The following is a 15,744-nucleotide window of genomic DNA, read 5'->3' as shown; positions in this document are numbered from 1 at the left end:
ATGAAAATCCAAAACGGTGCATTTGCGCCGACGGGATCGGCTTGCCCAAAGAAAGTAGAAGCTATCCGCCAAGTGGCCGCGTTCGCTCAAGCGAGAGCGCATTTGTTGGTTGCTGAGCTTCTTCCTGAAGGCTGGCGGCGAGGTGATGAGTGGTGGGCTAAAAACCCTGCGCGAGCAGACCGCAATGCGGGCAGCTTTTCCGTAAACCTCAAAGATGGCTGCTGGAGCGACTTCGCCAGCGGCGATCGAGGCAGCGATTTGGTCAGCCTAACGGCTCTGGCTTTGCACATGAGCCAGAGCGATGCTGCCGCTTGGATCGCCCGGCGCCTCTGCCTCGACATTCCGATTCTTGAAGGGCGCCCAGGCATGCCGTCAGCGCAACTCCAACAGTGGCTGGAGAAGGCTGCGCAGGAGGCGTCTGCGAAGGCAGAGCGAGCAGCACAGCAAGCCCAGGCCCGCCAGCGTGCGGCTGCCGGGCGAGCCATCACGATGTGGAGCGAGGCATTCACTGCAGACGTTCGCCACCCCTACCTGATGCGCAAGCAAGTTGCTCCACGGGGCATCCGTCAGCGTGGCCAGGACCTGCTGGTTCCTCTGTATGCCGAAGGCGTGATGGTCAACCTTCAGCGCATCAATGCCAGAGGGGATAAGCGTTTCTTTCCTGGCGGCCGGGTCAAAGGTGCGTACTGCCCGATCGGGAGGCCCGCGCCTGGGGCTCGCCTCTATTTGGCCGAGGGCTGGGCAACGGCGTGCACTATCTACGCCCTGACCGGCTGCGCCGTGGCGGCTGCTATGAATGCCGGAAACCTCAAGCCTGTCGCCCTCGCCATGAAGGCGAAGTACCCCGATGCGCAGCTGGTGATCGCCGGAGACGACGACCGCCAGACGCAGGGTAATCCAGGACGCACGGCGGCCATGGCTGCCGCGTTGGCGGCAGGTGCCGAAGTCAGCTTCCCGGAGTGGCCAGAGGATGCCCCGCTGGCGCTGAGCGACTTCAACGACCTGCATGTCTGGAGTGCGGGCCATGAGTGACGGGAAGGTCATCACGCTGATGAGCAAGAGCCCAGTTCAAGAAGCCATCAAGCGCCTAGGCTCCGATGCTGGCGCGCTCTACGAGCCCATCATTCTCATGGAGCTGAAGCGGGTCCGTGCCAAGGAGCCAGCCACTTGGGCGAGAATCCGGCAGCAGGTGAAGGACACCAAGGTTCTGTCCATGGTCGACTTCGACCGTCTCACGGCTCAGGACGACGAAGAGAAGGCTTCCGCCGGCGGTGGCATCTTTCCCGAGGTCGAGTCTTGGCCAAGCCCTGTCGGTGGCGCGGAGCTTCTGGACGACATTGCAGGCGCCATCAGGCGCTATGTGATTGCCGACGCAGCCACGATCCAGGCAGCGGCGTTATGGGCGACCTTCACCTGGTTGATCGACTCTGTACAGGTCGCCCCGATCGCTAACATCACGGCCCCGGAGAAGCGGTGCGGCAAGTCGATCATGCTCACTGCACTAGGGAATCTGGTGAACCGCAAGCTGCAAGTATCGAACATCGCGCCCGCTGCGCTGTTTCGCTCTATCGAGCTCTGGTCACCCACGCTGCTGATTGACGAGGTGGACGCCTTTTTGCGTGACAATGAGGAAGCCCGAGGCATCCTCAACGCAGGGTTCACTCGTGACAGTGCCGTAGTGATTCGCTGTGTGGGTGATGATCACATGCCCACGCCTTTCAGGGTGTGGGGCGCTAAGGCGCTCTGTGGTATCGGCAAGATTGCCGACACCTTGGCAGATAGGAGCATCCCTCTGCGACTCCGGCGCAAGCTGCCTGGTGAGGCCACGGAGGTATTGCGTCACTCCGACCCCGACCTGTGGATCAACCTGCGGTCACGAATGATGCGCTTCGCCCAGGACCACGCCGAACAAATTGGCAAGGCCAGGCCGGCCACAATCAACGGGCTGAACGACCGCGCTAACGACTGCTGGGAGCCTTTGCTGGCGATCGCGGAAGCAGCAGGCGGGGAATGGCCTGCCGTCGCTCGCCAGGCGGCGCGCTCACTACATGAGATCGAGGACGATAGCCCGAGCGTGGGCGTGGAACTGCTGAACGATATCAAAACCATCCTCGACAGCAAGCAGGCGAACAAGATGTTCAGCGCCGGCCTGCTGGAACATCTGATGGCGGATGACGAGGCACCGTGGCCTACCTGGAACCGTGGCAAGCCGATGACGGCGCGTCAGCTCTCCACGAAATTGGGCGAGTTCGGCATCAAGTCGAAGGACATTCGGATCGGCGCCATCAACAAGAAAGGGTACGACCGAGCCGATTTTTCGGAAGCCTTCACCAGATACCTTTCCGCCGAATCCGCAGTTGCATGTGCGACAGCGCGACAACCCAATGGCCATGCGGCTTCTAGCGATTTTTCCCCCGCGACAGGCTTTCCCCGCGTCGCGGATGAAAAAAAGCTGCAAGCCACGGACTATGCAGGGTGTCGCGTTGTCGCGAATGAAACACCCCTCCCGCTGGGTGTGGAGGACGCCGCTGGGCCGGAAGAGGAGGAGGTGTGATGGCTGCCATCGACTATCTCCGGGATCAGGGCCTTTCAGTCCGCAAGCGCGGTATGCGCGTGATCATCGGCCCCAAGGCGCTGATAACCGACGACATTCGTAGGTACGTGAAAGCACACCGGCTGGCGCTGCTGGCGGAACTGGCAGCGAATGACGGCCTAGAGCGCCGCTGCAATTGGACGGTGCTGGTGCCTGGGTGCCGACCGTTCACGATGATCAGTGAGCCGATCACCCGCGACGAAGCGCTGGCCGACGTTCGTGTGCGCTGGCCAGGTGCGGAGGTAGGACCGTGACGAGGTTCAGTGAACACCTAGACGAGCAATCGGCGAGCGCTCGACGAGGTGGGCGGGAATTCCCGCTTTGGCAAAACACGGGATTTTCCCACCGTACCGGATCGCCTGACCACGTCCGCCACTGTGTAGGAAACGCCACGGTGTGTTGCTTTCTACACAGTGGCGCCCTGATCCGAATCGGCTCATTTGGTCTGATTCGGATCATCTGGCCTGGTTCGGTGAAACCGCACCCTCAGTTTGAGGAGCAAGCATGACTACCAAACACATCACCCTCAGTGACGCCGAGATACGCAAGCAGGCGGGCCAGCCGGTGCGCCAGTTGCGTGACCCGCGCTATCCCGAGCTGCGATTCCGCTATTCCACCGTCGACCGCACCCGGGGGGCCTGGCACGTTGTCGTCAGGGGCAAGTGGGGCAAGGCCGGCGACTTCCCAAGCTTGACCACCAAGGCCATGCTGACCGCGCTGCCGGCCATCCTCGGGCGCCGTGCCGCCGACGCCGAGGCCACCTCGCTGACCAGCACCTGGAGCCGTACCGGTGAGTTGCTGGACTGGTACCTGGATCGCATGCTGCGTGACCGCAACCTGTCGGCCAAGCGCAAAGCCGGGGCAAAGTCGGCCATCACCTGCCACCTGACGCCGCGGCTGCATGACCTACTGCTGGCCGAGGTGAGCAAGGCCACGCTCGATCAGCGGCTGATGTGGCCACTGCAAGAGCGTTATGCACTGTCGTTCGTGCGCCTGGTGTTCAACGTGCTGGCAGTGGCCATGCGCAAGGCACACCGGCTGGGAATGATCGAGCAGAACCCCATGGGCTCGCTGCGCTTCGGGGATTTCGTCGGGGTACGGATCAAACCGAAGTCGTCACGGCTGCGGGAGCGAGACTTGCCCGATCTGCTGGCCAAGCTGGCAGGCTGGAGCGAGGCGCGGCCCGGTGACGCCCTGCTGGCGCTGATGATGCTGTGCCACGGCACCCGTCTGGGCGAGACGCGCAGCGCGCTGTGGCGCAACGTCGATCTGCAGGCCGGCCAGTGGTTCATCCCCGCTGACGACACCAAGACCAAGCAGAACCACACCCTGCCGCTGACCCGCCAGGCCTGTGCACTGCTGAGCCGCTATAAGGGCCAGCAGACCGCCCAAGGCTACCAAGGGGTCTACCTGTTCCCGGCCAGCCGGCGCGGGCCACTCGGTGCCACGGCAGCAAGCCAGGTGTTTGCCGAGCTGAGCGACCGCCAGTGGACCAGCCACGACGTGCGCAAGGTCGCCCGCACCTGCTGGATGGACCTGGGCGTGGATTACCTGGTGGGCGAGATGCTGGTGAACCACGCCCTGCGCAACATGGACGCCACCTACATCCACACCACCGCCGAAGCCCTCAAGCGCCAAGCACTGGAACGCTGGCATGACCATTTAGACGGGCTCGGGTTGAGCTCACTCACAGGCGAGACATACCCGAGATACGAATTTTCACAGAATCTGACACAGGCCACAGACCACGCGGCCTCTGGCGAAATTCAGGATGCATCACAGAGGAGCATGTAAATCATGGTGGACGTTGAACAGGACGTTACCGAGCGGCTAGCCCAGGCCGGCATCACGCCGCTGATTGGTGGCCTGGTGCCCGAGCCAGCCACGGCAGACCTGCTGGGCTATGCCCCCAGCTACCTCCGCCGCCTGGCTGCCGAGGGTCGGTCACCGCTGCCATTCGTGCGCCGTGGCAATCGGCGGTTCTACAAAATAGCCGACATAGTGCGCTTTGCGACGGATACCGACTGAGGACGTCGAAGTTAACCGCTGACCGGGGTGTGCGTGCGCGCATAGGGTAGACGGCATCGTTTACACACCCCGGAGAACCCCATGCCAGATCCCTATCAGCAGGACATGACCCAGCTGAATCAAGCCATCACCAAGATCGGTGCGCAGATCACCGAGTTCAAAGACGGCTTCAACACCAAACAGGCCGAGCTCAGCGCCCGTTTGCTCGAAACTGAGCAGAAGCTCGCTTCTGGTCGCCACGGCAGCGCGGCCCCTGGTGGCGTCACTGATCGCAACGTCGTCACCGCTAGCGTTCTTGAAGCAGATGGCGTGGGCGAAATGCGCAATGGCCGCCAGAAATCCACCGGCCAAATCAATTGCGAGGTGGGCATCCGCGCGGCGATCACCAACCCGAACAAGGGCGGTGCCGATTCCACTAGCTATCCAACCGCACCACAGCGTGACGGTGCTGGCATCCGTGGCATTCCCCAGCCGCGCCTCACCTTGCTCGACGTTCTGCCAGTCATCCCTGTGACCAGCGCCACCTACGAATTCGTACGTCTCGATGGTTACCTGAACGGTGCGGCCTACCAGAAGAAAGAAGGCGACGAGAAGGCCGAGGGTGAAGTAGCGGGTAAACCCGTGCGCGCTGAGATCGCCACCATCGCCACCTGGATTCCAGCAAGCCTGCAGGTGCTGCAGGACAACGATCAGCTCAGTGGCCAAGTGGATCTGCTGCTGGGCGTGGGTGTGCGTCAGAAGCTGGAGGCTGAACTGATTACCGGCGCTGGCGGCGATGGCGAGATCCTCGGCTTCAACGCCCAGGCCACCGACGCAGAGATCACCACCGGCCAGCCAGTTGACCGCATCGGCGCCGCGCTCACTGACCTCAAGGCCGAAGGCTGGAATCCGAACGTTATCGTGATGAACCCGCGTGACTGGTTCGCAATCGAGAGCGAGCGAGCCGAGGATGGTGATGGCCAGTATGTGATCGGCACGCCACGCGATCCCGCGCCGCCCAGCCTGTGGGGTACACCAGTTGTCGTCACCAATGGCATGCCGCAGGGCAAAGCGCTGATCCTCGACACCACCACCGCCGCGCTGTTGGACCGCCAGCAGGTAACTGTCGAGGCCAGCCGCCACGACGGTGACAACTTCCGCCGCAACCTGGTGACCATTCTGGCCGAGCTGCGCGCCGGCCTGGCGGTGTTCGCTCCTACGGCCACCCGCCTGGTGACGCTGACCGGTGCGCCGACTCCGTAAGCGCAAGCGTGGGTTAGCTGTGAGTGCCACGTAGCCCCTAACCGCAGCAGTCGGAGCCCTTCTTTCCTTTCTGGGGTGATCCGGCACTGGCCCGCACTCGCGGGCCTTTTCATTCACAACGGAGAAGACCATGAGCCATACCCATCTACCCAAGCCAGTTCAACGAGCCCTTAACCAGATCGCCCACAGCCGCGCCTTGTTGCGCCAGATGGAGGAGCGTGAGCGGTTGAGCAAAGAGATCGATCGACTGTTGGCCAGCGGCCTGAGCGCAGCAGAAGCGCTGGAGCAGATCCGGTCGGCGCCGCCGTACACCGCGCCGACCTACTGAGGGGGGGGCGGGTCGAAAGTTTGGAGGGTCCGCAGACCTAGACCGCTATCGACCCCACGTACAGATTTTTTCCCCCTTTAACAAAAAATGTTAATCCGACGTTAACACCATGCCGAACATGCATGAGGCTGAAAGCCACGTACATAGCGGCGTAGAGGTCAGTTCAGCCTCTCATTGAGTGTTAACCGAGTTAACACCTTTAACCTCGAAAAGTTAACGCTTTAACACCCACGAGTTAACACCTGGAGGCTACCTGCAGTGATCATCCAACCAGATCCACCTACCTTTCAAGAGCGTTTCGCCCGAGCCTGCGACGTGGCCACCTTCACCCTGGACAAAGGCGGCCCCTGTTACCTGTTGTGGGAAGTCGAGCATGTACAGGCCGGCCAAAGGGTCAAGCTCGATGGCGTGTTCTTTACCGAGGAGGAGGCACGCATATCCGCTGATTTGTTGCGTGGCACCCTGCGCGGCGCTCGCGCTTCCATGTCGAGCTATGCGCCCCACTGGAACCCTGACCCAGCCCGAGAGGCCGCTATTCGCTTGGAAGCCTTGCAGTGTCGCGAGATGCTTGCTCGTCGCCTGGGCGTGCACCTGGCTATGCCACAGGAGGCCGTGTGATGGCTGCGACCGCGATTGATTACTCACCAAAGACCAAGATCCGCCTGGGTGGCTTCTTGGGCAAGAAATACGGCAAGCACCATCATTTCCTGCTGGAGCGCGGGGACGCAAAAGAGGCCGCCAAAGCGCTGGATGCTAACTATCCTGGCTTCGCCCGCGACCTGGCTGAAGCAGAGGGTCGTGGCCTGCGCTTCGCCGTCTTCAAGAACGGCAAGAACATTGGTGAAGGTGACCTCGATCGAGGCGGCGCCCGGGAGCTCTGGTTTGTCCCAGTCATTCACGGCAGCAAGCGGGGCGGTCTACTGCAGACGGTTCTCGGCGTAGCGCTGATCGTCGCCGCTTCGTTCGCCTCAGGCGGCCTTGCTGCTGGCCTGATGGGAGCCGGCATTGCCAATGTGGCGGGAGGGGTTTTGCAGATGCTCAGCCCACAAGCCAGCGGGCTAAGCCATAGCGGCTCGCCCGAGAACCTGGCGAGCTACGCCTTCGGCAGTGCCAAAAACACTACAGCTAGCGGTCTACCGGTACCGATCTGCATCGGCCATCGCCGCTGGGGTGGAGCCATCATCTCGGCATCGATCGAGGCGCAGGACAAGGCCTAAAGTGAGCCTGGATCACTTTACATACTCCGAATCCCGGGTATGTAGGAGTGTCCTCAAATCTGAGGACACTCTCATATTAGTTTTAACTTACCGAATTCACCCCTTCAAAAACTGTTCCCCGGCGAAGCGCAAATTAATTTGGGTAAATATGTTGCTTGATATAGAAGTTCTCATAGGCTGCATAGGCGACCAATAGTAATCACCCATAATTCTAATGCAAACCGCGACAACTCCAGCCACCTTTGTTGAGATTTTCTTCCGTTCGTTTAGATTTGAAAGGGCCTTGGCAAAATTTTCCTCCCCCTCAGGCTTCGCCCAAGATGCTCCTATCACTACCACGCCTCCAAGTGCCCCGGTAATTTGTGAGCTGGCTTTTTGAATTTGCTTGCAAATTATCTTTTCGAGGCTAGCCACACTTGGAACTGCATTAGGCCATTGGAGGTCTTGTGGGGCCTTTACTTCAATGGAAATAGTCTCGAAAATGTTGGCATTTAGAAATAGGTCAGGGGACTGCCCATCAAACTTAACGTGATCATTGAATCCTATTGGATTACCGTGCTCTGTCAGATATGTGGCCGCTAGTAGTTGTGTTATGCAATGTGGGAATTCCAGGACTAATGCTTTAGACATTGTATGAAATAGAGGATGATGCTGCCATCGGCTTATCAGGTGTTTGGATATCTGGATGTACGATATTGCGACTCTGCTATCTTCGTCATCCAAGTCGAATTCACCTTTGTCGATACAGCGATGCAGGTGGCAGAGGGCCCATGCGAGCGGCGAATTGAGGAAACGCTTATTGCCACCCTTAAATGCTCGGGTGGTGGATTCCATGCTCTTTTTTAGCGCGCCATTTGCTATGGAGTCAATATCATTCTCAAAAGCATGAAGAGCTTCATGGGATAGCTCTAAGGGAACTTCTGAGTGAGGGCGCGGAGAGGTCTCTAGCCCTATCCTCTCGATTTCCTGATCGGTCGTGAAGCCGGCCTTTCCACGAATGTCAACAGTGCCAGCTAGTCGGTAGCGTCCAGTTCTACCGAGCGTAACGATGGTGCGGGGCAGCGGTTCGCCGGAGGGCCAAAATTCGCTGAGTGTAGTGGCGCCGCACTGAAAGCACTCTAGAGCGATTCCTGAAAGCTGACGAGGGCGGTAGCCGCTAACGAGAACTTGGCCGCATCGACATTTCAGATCCACTGGCCCATCACCTGCAAACATTGGTGCTGGACTGCCTTGAACGCATGTGGGAAGAGCTTCTCTCTGAGTCATGGCAATGGCACCATTGGTTGGGCTATGGAATATTTAGGGTGTGGAATTCGTCTAGTCGGAATGCAACACTAGATTCGAACGTGAATCTCATTAGTGTTCCAGCGATATCTGGCGCCTTCAATATTAAGTCCATCGATCACTGCTTTCCCAGCACCATCGGGGGTGGGATATATCTCAGCACCACTGAAGCCAGCTCGACAGCACAAGGTTAGAAGTCGACCAGCTTCGAATACGGGCAGGGTTAACTTAAACAGGGAAGGCGGGAGGTCTTCGAAGTAGCTTTCGAGACCATGCACCTCAAACACGCTGCGTCGTGATCCCGAGTGAGGGTGTACGGTAAAAAGCCCTCCCTGGGCCGCCAAGTGCTTGCTAATGACGCCAGGTGACGTGTGAAGCTTTATTTTTGGGTGTAGCCCAAGTTTAGCTCGATTGATTGCCCAAATAGCTAGGCGTTGCCCCGGGATCCATGTGTCATTGCTGGCAAGAGCTGAGCTGGCTGCAAAATAAAGCGAGGTGAAAGGCTTGGTTGTCCAGTCCAACAACCTGGTGGGTACCCCGTGATGTTGAGCCATCGCCATCAAGTCAAGTACTTCAGGATTAGGCCAAAGCGAGGGATTCTTGAAATAACGGTCTGCGGTTTGGGCTTCGATTACATCTCTCCTGAAACCCGGAGAGTCATTAGGTACTGCTATCCCAATAGCATCGCAGTGGCGGGCATACTCGTTGAGCATCATGATTTCGTAAAAAACCATCTCAGTCGCATCTACCAGCCCGGGCTTGGAGAAGATTGGAGGATGCTGGCGAGGCCTCAAGATCGATGGCACTAGCGGCCAGCGCGCATCAGACTGGCCGCGATAGATCAGGTCCTCTGGACCAGTGTCTAGCTTTGATGTGGGTGAGACAGCGAGCCACAACTCGTCTGCAGTTTCGTAATGACGCTCAACAAACGCGAGATGCTTCCTTGGCATGTCACCTCCGGCTCAAAAAAGCCCCGCTAGGATGTATGGCGGGGATTCGTTTGTATCCACGTAACACTCATGGCTGGAAGCGCACGCGTGCTGTCGGTTGAGGCTTCCGATTTATCAGCGCGTTCGGCGGGTTTTCTAAACCACGCCTCCTCTGCAGAGGTGCTGTGACTTCAATCAGAAACCACAAAAACGGGGAACGAACGGGGAAAATTTGAATAGCTAAAAAGAAAAAAGGCCTGCAGATCGCTGCAAGCCTTTGATTTTTCTGGTGGGCCCACACGGACTCGAACCGTGGACCAAAGGATTATGAGTCCTCTGCTCTAACCAACTGAGCTATAGGCCCTCAGTAAGTGCCCGGATTATAACGAGGGTTTTGAAAGCGTGCCATCCGAAAGATCAGACAGTGCTATACGAAGAAACGTCGCTGCGAATTCATCCGGCGGCAATGGCAGGCTGACGATGTAGCCCTGGATCTGCTCGCAGCCCTCGGCAGCAAGGAAGCGTTGCTGCGCCTGGTTCTCCACGCCCTCGGCGATGATCGTCAATTGCATGCTGCGCCCCAGTGCAATGATGGCGCGGGCGATGGCGGCGTCGTGCGGGTCATCCGGCAGGCCGCGGATGAACGACTTGTCGATCTTGAGGATGTCCAGTGGCAGGCGCTTGAGGTAGCTCAGCGACGAGTAGCCGGTGCCGAAGTCATCGATCGCCAGCTGCACGCCCAGCTTCTTGAGCTGGTGCAATACGGCCAAGGCCTCCTCGGCCTGGCTCATGATGAAGTTCTCGGTGATTTCCAGCTGCAGGTCGCCCGCTTTCAGCTGGTAGACCTTCAACAGATGCTCGATGCGCTTGGCGAGGTTGGGGTGGCGTAGCTGCGCGCCCGCCAGGTTGATCGAAAGTGGCCCAAAGGCCTGGTAAGCCTTCTTCCAGCGGTGCATCTGCTGGCAAGCCTGTTCCAGCACCCAGTCGCCCAGCTGGAGGATGGTGCCGTTCTCTTCGGCCAGGTGAATGAAGTGCTCGGGCGGCACCTCGCCGAATGTCGGGTGGCTCCAGCGAATCAGCGCTTCGGCCCCGACCAGGGTCTGGGTCTTGAGGCTCAGCTTGGGCTGGAAGCTCAGGCTCATCTCGTTACGCTCGATGGCGCGGCGCAGCTCGTGCTCCATGGCGATGCGTTCGCTGGCCTGCACGGTCAGGTCACGGGTATAGGCTTCCACGCGGTTGCGGCCTTTGGCCTTGGAGCGGTACATGGCGGCGTCGGCGTTGCGGATCAGTGTGGCAACATCGGTGCCATCCTGCGGGTAGAGGCTGATGCCAATGCTGGCGCTGGTGAAGAACTCGTGCTCGCCGGCCTGGAAAGGGGCGACGAAGCAGGCCAGCAGCTTGTTGGCGATGGCATGAGCATCGCTGGGCTTGTGCAGGCCGGGCAGCAGGATGATGAACTCGTCGCCACCCAGGCGGGCCACGGTGTCGACGTCGCGCACCTGCTCCTTGAGGCGTTGGGCGATGCCCTTGAGCAGCAGGTCGCCGACCGGGTGGCCGAGGCTGTCGTTGATGTGTTTGAAACGGTCCAGGTCGAGGAACAGCACCGCGCCCTGGCGGTTGGAGACCTGCGAGCAGGTCAGCACGGCCTGCAGCCGGTTTTCGAAAAGAGCGCGGTTGGGCAGGCCGGTCAGCGGGTCGTGGTGGGCCTGGTAATCGAGTTTGGCTTGGGCATGCTTGAGGCTGGAAATGTCGGCGAACACGGCGACGAAATGGGTGACCTCCCGCTCGCTGTTGCGTACGGCGCTGATGGTCAGCCAGCCGGGATACAGTTCGCCATTCTTGCGCTTGTTGTAGATCTCGCCCTGCCAGTGACCTTCAGCCGTGAGCTGGTGCCACATGGCAGCGTAGAAAGCGCTGTCATGCTGACCGGAGGCGAGCAGGCGCGGGGTCTGGCCGAGTGCTTCGATCTCGCTGTAGCCGGTGATCTCGCTGAAGGCACGGTTGACTGCGCTGATGCGCTGGTCGATGTCGGTAATCAGCACGCCTTCAGCGGTATTTTCAAACACGGTGGCAGCCAGTTGCAGTTTCTCCTGCATCAGGTGGCGTTCGGTGATGTCGCGGGCGATGGTCAGCATGCAGTCGACACCACTGATCGGCAGTGGCCGAGCCGACAGCTCACAGAGGCGAATCTGCCCGTCGCTGCGGCGCAGATGGCAACTGAAGTCACGTACGAAACCATCGCGGCCAAGCTGGTCGATCAAGCGCTTGCGTTCGTTGAGGTCGACCCAGATCCCCAGGTCGAATGAAGTTTGATCGATAGGCGGGTTGAATTCGTAACCGGTCAGGCGGCAGAAACCCTCGTTGACCTCCAGCAGCAGGCCATCGCTCTGGCGCGACAGCAGTAGGCCGTCAGGTGAGGCGTGGAAGGCCTTGGCGAACTTTTCCTCGGAAGTCTGCAACTGTTGCTGGGTTTCCTTGAGCTGGCTGATGTCGCGAACCGCCACGACCAGCGCCAGGGTGCCGTCAAGCTCGAACGTTTCGGCTGAGGTCAGGCCAGTGAACAACTGGCCGTTGCTGCGGCGGAAGGTCATTTCGATGTTGCGGATGCCGCCTTGGTGCAGGCGTTCGAGCAGCCTCGGCCCCATGCCTTCGATGCCCCACAGGTTGAGCTCGGTGGCGGTGCGGCCAATCACTTCGCCCGGCGTCAGGCCAATCTGCTCTTCGAAGGCTTCATTGACCTCGAGCAGCACGCCATCGCTGTGGCGTGCGATCAGCAGAATGTCCGGGCACTGCTCGAACACCGAGGCGAACTTCTGCTCCGACAGGCGCAGGGCGTCTTCGGTGCGTTTGGTCTCGCTGATGTCGATCATCAGGCCGCGCATCACGGGCCGGTGGCCGTGTTCGATCATGCTGACGATGTTGCGTACCCAAAGCGGTTGGCCGTCAGCGCGCATTACGCGGTAATCGAGGCTGTGATCACGCCCGGCAGCGGTTTCACTCTCGCAGAAGGCCTGGGCCCAGAGCGCGTCGTCGGGGTGCAGGATGCTGCGCCAGAACCCGGGCTTGAGCCAGTCGTGCAAGGGGTAGCCCAGCAAGTCTTCGGCATGGGGCGAAACATAGCTGTAGGTGAAGTCGTTGGCGTCGGCTTCCCAGGCGATTGCCGACAGGCTCTCGATCAGGCCGCGGTAGTGGTATTCGCTGCTGCGCAGCTCCTGCTCCAGGGCAATGCGCCGGGAGATTTCCGAACTGAGCCGGCGATTGATGCGGATGACCACGGCGAGAATGGCGATCAGCAGCAGGACGGCGGGCAGGCCATAGAGCAGCGTGTCACGCCAGAAGCTGCGCTGGTCGACCACGTTGCCAACCCAGCGCTGCTGGATGTGGCTGACTTCATCGCTGGACATGTCGGCCATCACTTTGTCGAGGATGCCGATCAGTACCTGATGGTCACGGGGCGCGGCCATTGCCAGTTGATAGCGGTAGGGCGTTTCGCCGCTCACGTACAGCCCTTCGAGCTTGAGCTGGCGCAAGCTCCAGATGCTCGAGGCGAGGTCGCCGACCACGGCGTCCACCGCGTCGGTGGCCAGTGCCTGCAGGGTCGAGCTGACATTGGGCATTGCCACCAGGTTGAGGTCCGGGTGATGGGTGCGTAGCAGTTCATGGGGCGCGTAGTTTTCCACCACGGCGACCTTCAGCCCGTACAAGTCCTTGAGCGTGCGCGGTTGCGGGCCACCTTCATGGGCCAGGATGACGATGGGGAAATCGAGGTAGGGGCGGGTGAATGCCAGGTAGCCTTGGCGTTCCGGGGTCGACATGATGCCGGGCAGCAGGTCGATACGGCCTTCGCGTGCCTGTTGCAGCACTTCGGTCCAGCTGCTCGGCTCGACCGGTTTCAGTGTTACCCCCAGGCGATCCTGGAGCAAGGCGATGTAATCGGCGGCCAATCCCTGGTACCGGCCCTCTTGGTCACGAAATTCGAATGGTGGCCAGGAGGCGTCGACGCCCAGTCTCAGCTGCGGGTGGGCAGCGAGCCAGGTTTTTTCCTCGTCAGTCAGGGTCAGGGCGCCGGCCGTTGTGTTCCACAGCATCAGGAGCAACAACAGAATGGCCGGCATCGGCAGCATAGCGGCCTCGCATTCAGTTGGTCTGAAGTCGAGTGTAGACGGGCATTCAGCCAGCCGAGAGGCCGATCACAACTATTTGTCGGATAAGAAAAACCCCGGCCTGGGCCGGGGTTTGTCATCACTCGTCGAGGAAGGAGCGCAGGTGCTCGCTGCGAGTCGGGTGGCGCAATTTGCGCAACGCCTTCGCTTCGATCTGACGGATCCGCTCACGCGTCACGTCGAACTGCTTGCCCACCTCTTCGAGGGTGTGGTCGGTGTTCATGTCGATACCGAAGCGCATGCGCAGCACCTTGGCTTCGCGTGCTGTCAGGCCCGAGAGCACGTCACGGGTCGCTTCCTTGAGGCTTTCGACCGTGGCCACGTCGATCGGGGACTGCATGGTCGAGTCCTCGATGAAGTCGCCCAGGTGCGAATCTTCGTCGTCACCGATCGGGGTTTCCATGGAGATCGGTTCTTTGGCGATCTTCAATACCTTGCGGATCTTGTCCTCAGGCATTTCCATGCGCTCACCGAGCTCTTCCGGGGTCGGTTCACGACCCATTTCCTGCAGCATCTGGCGGGAAATACGGTTGAGCTTGTTGATCGTCTCGATCATGTGCACCGGAATACGGATGGTGCGCGCCTGGTCGGCGATCGAGCGGGTGATCGCCTGGCGGATCCACCAGGTAGCGTACGTCGAGAATTTGTAGCCGCGACGGTATTCGAACTTGTCCACCGCCTTCATCAAGCCGATGTTGCCTTCCTGGATCAGGTCGAGGAACTGCAGGCCACGGTTGGTGTACTTCTTGGCGATGGAGATCACCAGACGCAGGTTCGCCTCGACCATTTCTTTCTTGGCGCGGCGGGCTTTCGCCTCACCGATGGACATGCGACGGTTGATTTCCTTGATTTCGGCGACGGTCAGGCCGGTCTCGGTCTCAAGGTCGATCAGCTTCTGCTGGCAGGCAACGATGGCGGCGTCCTTTTCACCCAGGGCAGCAGCCCACTTGGTGCTGCGCTTGGCCAGGTCACCGGACCAGGTCTGGTCGGTTTCGTTGCTCGGGAACAGGCGCAGGAAGTCGGCACGCGGCATGCGGGCGTCACGCACGCACAGCTGCATGATCGCACGCTCTTGCTGACGCAGGCGGTTCAGGGCATCGCGCACACGCTCGACGAGGACGTCGAACTGCTTCGGCACCAGCTTGATCGGCATGAACAGGTCAGCCAGGGCCTGGAGGGCCTCGATGCTTTCCTTGACGTTGCGGCCACCCTTCTTCAGGACCTTGTTGGTGGCCTGAAGCTGATCGGCAACGGCGCCGAAGCGCTGGGCTGCGACGACCGGATCAGGACCGCTTTCGGTCTCTTCCTCGTCGTCACCGCCTTCACTTTCTTCGTCTTCGTCGTCCGACTCTTCCTTGGCCGCAGGGGCCTTGGCGCCAGGTACTGGCACTTCGTCGGTCGGCGCGGCAATGTTGTCATCAGGGTCGATGTAACCGCTGAGAACGTCGGACAGGCGGCCGCCTTCGGCGGTGACGCGGTCGTATTCGCCGAGGATGTAGTCGACAGTACCCGGGAAGTGGGCGATGGCGCCCATGACTTCACGGATGCCTTCCTCGATCCGCTTGGCGATTTCGATCTCGCCTTCGCGGGTCAGCAGCTCGACGGTACCCATTTCGCGCATGTACATGCGCACCGGGTCGGTCGTGCGGCCGATATCGGTCTCAACTGCCGCCAACGCAGCAGCGGCTTCTTCGGCCGCGGCTTCGTCGGTGTCGGCTTCCGCCAACAGAAGGGCATCCGCATCCGGAGCACTCTCGAATACGTTGATCCCCATGTCGTTGATCATGCGGATGATGTCTTCCACCTGTTCCGGATCTGAAATATCCTCAGGCAGGTGGTCGTTGACCTCCGCGTAAGTCAGGTAGCCCTGCTCACGACCGCGGGTGATCAACTCTTTGATACGAGACTGCTGTTGCGCTTTTCCGGACATAACACCCTATCCACTGAAGGTCTTGGCGGG

13 protein-coding genes and 1 tRNA gene are annotated in these 15,744 nt (G+C 60.1%); 9 read left to right on the top strand and 5 right to left on the bottom strand.

Annotated features, from left to right (window positions below; translation table 11 throughout):
- The 9 genes from ACLEJU_RS12490 to ACLEJU_RS12450 all read left to right on the top strand — a co-directional run bounded on the left by ACLEJU_RS12490 (position 1) and on the right by ACLEJU_RS12450 (position 7,408).
- On the top strand, positions 1–1,032 hold the full coding sequence (locus ACLEJU_RS12490) for a toprim domain-containing protein (RefSeq protein ID WP_435422663.1): 1,032 nt from the start codon (positions 1–3) through the stop codon (positions 1,030–1,032).
- Positions 1,025–2,554: a DUF3631 domain-containing protein gene (locus ACLEJU_RS12485; protein ID WP_435422664.1), complete on the top strand. Its 1,530-nt coding sequence runs from the start codon at positions 1,025–1,027 to the stop codon at positions 2,552–2,554. Before ACLEJU_RS12490 ends, ACLEJU_RS12485 begins: the two co-directional genes overlap by 8 nt.
- Complete coding sequence (locus ACLEJU_RS12480) at positions 2,554–2,847, top strand: hypothetical protein (protein WP_177010920.1); 294 nt, start codon at positions 2,554–2,556, stop codon at positions 2,845–2,847. Before ACLEJU_RS12485 ends, ACLEJU_RS12480 begins: the two co-directional genes overlap by 1 nt.
- Before the next feature lie 250 nt (positions 2,848–3,097).
- On the top strand, positions 3,098–4,387 hold the full coding sequence (locus ACLEJU_RS12475; protein ID WP_435422665.1) for a tyrosine-type recombinase/integrase: 1,290 nt from the start codon (positions 3,098–3,100) through the stop codon (positions 4,385–4,387).
- A gap of 3 nt (positions 4,388–4,390) precedes the next feature.
- Positions 4,391–4,621, top strand: a complete 231-nt coding sequence (locus tag ACLEJU_RS12470; RefSeq protein ID WP_081874717.1) for a helix-turn-helix domain-containing protein — start codon at positions 4,391–4,393, stop codon at positions 4,619–4,621.
- Positions 4,622–4,702: 81 nt separating this feature from the next.
- Complete coding sequence (locus tag ACLEJU_RS12465; RefSeq protein WP_435422666.1) at positions 4,703–5,863, top strand: phage major capsid protein; 1,161 nt, start codon at positions 4,703–4,705, stop codon at positions 5,861–5,863.
- Positions 5,864–5,993: 130 nt separating this feature from the next.
- A complete protein-coding gene (locus ACLEJU_RS12460) occupies positions 5,994–6,191 on the top strand; it encodes a hypothetical protein (protein ID WP_241804165.1) in 198 nt (65 codons plus the stop codon).
- Positions 6,192–6,449: 258 nt separating this feature from the next.
- A complete protein-coding gene (locus ACLEJU_RS12455) occupies positions 6,450–6,809 on the top strand; it encodes a hypothetical protein (RefSeq protein WP_435422667.1) in 360 nt (119 codons plus the stop codon).
- On the top strand, positions 6,809–7,408 hold the full coding sequence (locus ACLEJU_RS12450; protein ID WP_435422668.1) for a tail assembly protein: 600 nt from the start codon (positions 6,809–6,811) through the stop codon (positions 7,406–7,408). The genes ACLEJU_RS12455 and ACLEJU_RS12450 overlap by 1 nt, the downstream gene beginning before the upstream one ends.
- 96 nt (positions 7,409–7,504) lie before the next feature.
- On the opposite strand, the gene ACLEJU_RS12445 is transcribed toward ACLEJU_RS12450, so the two are convergent.
- The 5 genes from ACLEJU_RS12445 to rpoD all read right to left on the bottom strand — a co-directional run bounded on the left by ACLEJU_RS12445 (position 7,505) and on the right by rpoD (position 15,714).
- On the bottom strand, positions 7,505–8,674 hold the full coding sequence (locus ACLEJU_RS12445; protein WP_435422669.1) for a hypothetical protein: 1,170 nt from the start codon (positions 8,672–8,674) through the stop codon (positions 7,505–7,507).
- Between the two features lie 68 nt (positions 8,675–8,742).
- Positions 8,743–9,642, bottom strand: coding sequence for an FRG domain-containing protein (locus ACLEJU_RS12440; protein ID WP_435422670.1), 900 nt, complete (start codon positions 9,640–9,642; stop codon positions 8,743–8,745).
- Positions 9,643–9,908: 266 nt separating this feature from the next.
- Positions 9,909–9,985, bottom strand: a tRNA-Ile gene (locus tag ACLEJU_RS12435).
- A 16-nt stretch (positions 9,986–10,001) separates the two neighbouring features.
- Complete coding sequence (locus ACLEJU_RS12430; protein WP_435422671.1) at positions 10,002–13,745, bottom strand: EAL domain-containing protein; 3,744 nt, start codon at positions 13,743–13,745, stop codon at positions 10,002–10,004.
- Between the two features lie 118 nt (positions 13,746–13,863).
- Entirely contained in the window at positions 13,864–15,714 is a 1,851-nt protein-coding gene (gene rpoD, locus ACLEJU_RS12425; RefSeq protein WP_110639242.1) for an RNA polymerase sigma factor RpoD, read from the bottom strand.
- Between the last annotated feature and the right edge of the window lie 30 nt (positions 15,715–15,744).

This window comes from Pseudomonas sp. SMN11 (genome assembly GCF_052041945.1).
GTDB lineage: Bacteria > Pseudomonadota > Gammaproteobacteria > Pseudomonadales > Pseudomonadaceae > Aquipseudomonas.
This window is presented reverse-complemented; position numbering and strand designations above follow the sequence as displayed.

Excerpts from the sequence above, each read along its gene's own strand:
- ACLEJU_RS12475 (WP_435422665.1), top strand. The coding sequence starts at position 3,098 with ATGACTACCAAACACATCACCCTCAGTGACGCCGAGATACGCAAGCAG.
- rpoD (WP_110639242.1), bottom strand. The coding sequence starts at position 15,714 with ATGTCCGGAAAAGCGCAACAGCAGTCTCGTATCAAAGAGTTGATCACC.
- ACLEJU_RS12440 (WP_435422670.1), bottom strand. The coding sequence starts at position 9,642 with ATGCCAAGGAAGCATCTCGCGTTTGTTGAGCGTCATTACGAAACTGCA.
- ACLEJU_RS12445 (WP_435422669.1), bottom strand. The coding sequence starts at position 8,674 with ATGACTCAGAGAGAAGCTCTTCCCACATGCGTTCAAGGCAGTCCAGCA.
- ACLEJU_RS12485 (WP_435422664.1), top strand. The coding sequence starts at position 1,025 with ATGAGTGACGGGAAGGTCATCACGCTGATGAGCAAGAGCCCAGTTCAA.
- ACLEJU_RS12430 (WP_435422671.1), bottom strand. The coding sequence starts at position 13,745 with ATGCTGCCGATGCCGGCCATTCTGTTGTTGCTCCTGATGCTGTGGAAC.
- ACLEJU_RS12470 (WP_081874717.1), top strand. The coding sequence starts at position 4,391 with ATGGTGGACGTTGAACAGGACGTTACCGAGCGGCTAGCCCAGGCCGGC.
- ACLEJU_RS12465 (WP_435422666.1), top strand. The coding sequence starts at position 4,703 with ATGCCAGATCCCTATCAGCAGGACATGACCCAGCTGAATCAAGCCATC.
- ACLEJU_RS12460 (WP_241804165.1), top strand. The coding sequence starts at position 5,994 with ATGAGCCATACCCATCTACCCAAGCCAGTTCAACGAGCCCTTAACCAG.
- ACLEJU_RS12480 (WP_177010920.1), top strand. The coding sequence starts at position 2,554 with ATGGCTGCCATCGACTATCTCCGGGATCAGGGCCTTTCAGTCCGCAAG.
- ACLEJU_RS12490 (WP_435422663.1), top strand. The coding sequence starts at position 1 with ATGAAAATCCAAAACGGTGCATTTGCGCCGACGGGATCGGCTTGCCCA.
- ACLEJU_RS12450 (WP_435422668.1), top strand. The coding sequence starts at position 6,809 with ATGGCTGCGACCGCGATTGATTACTCACCAAAGACCAAGATCCGCCTG.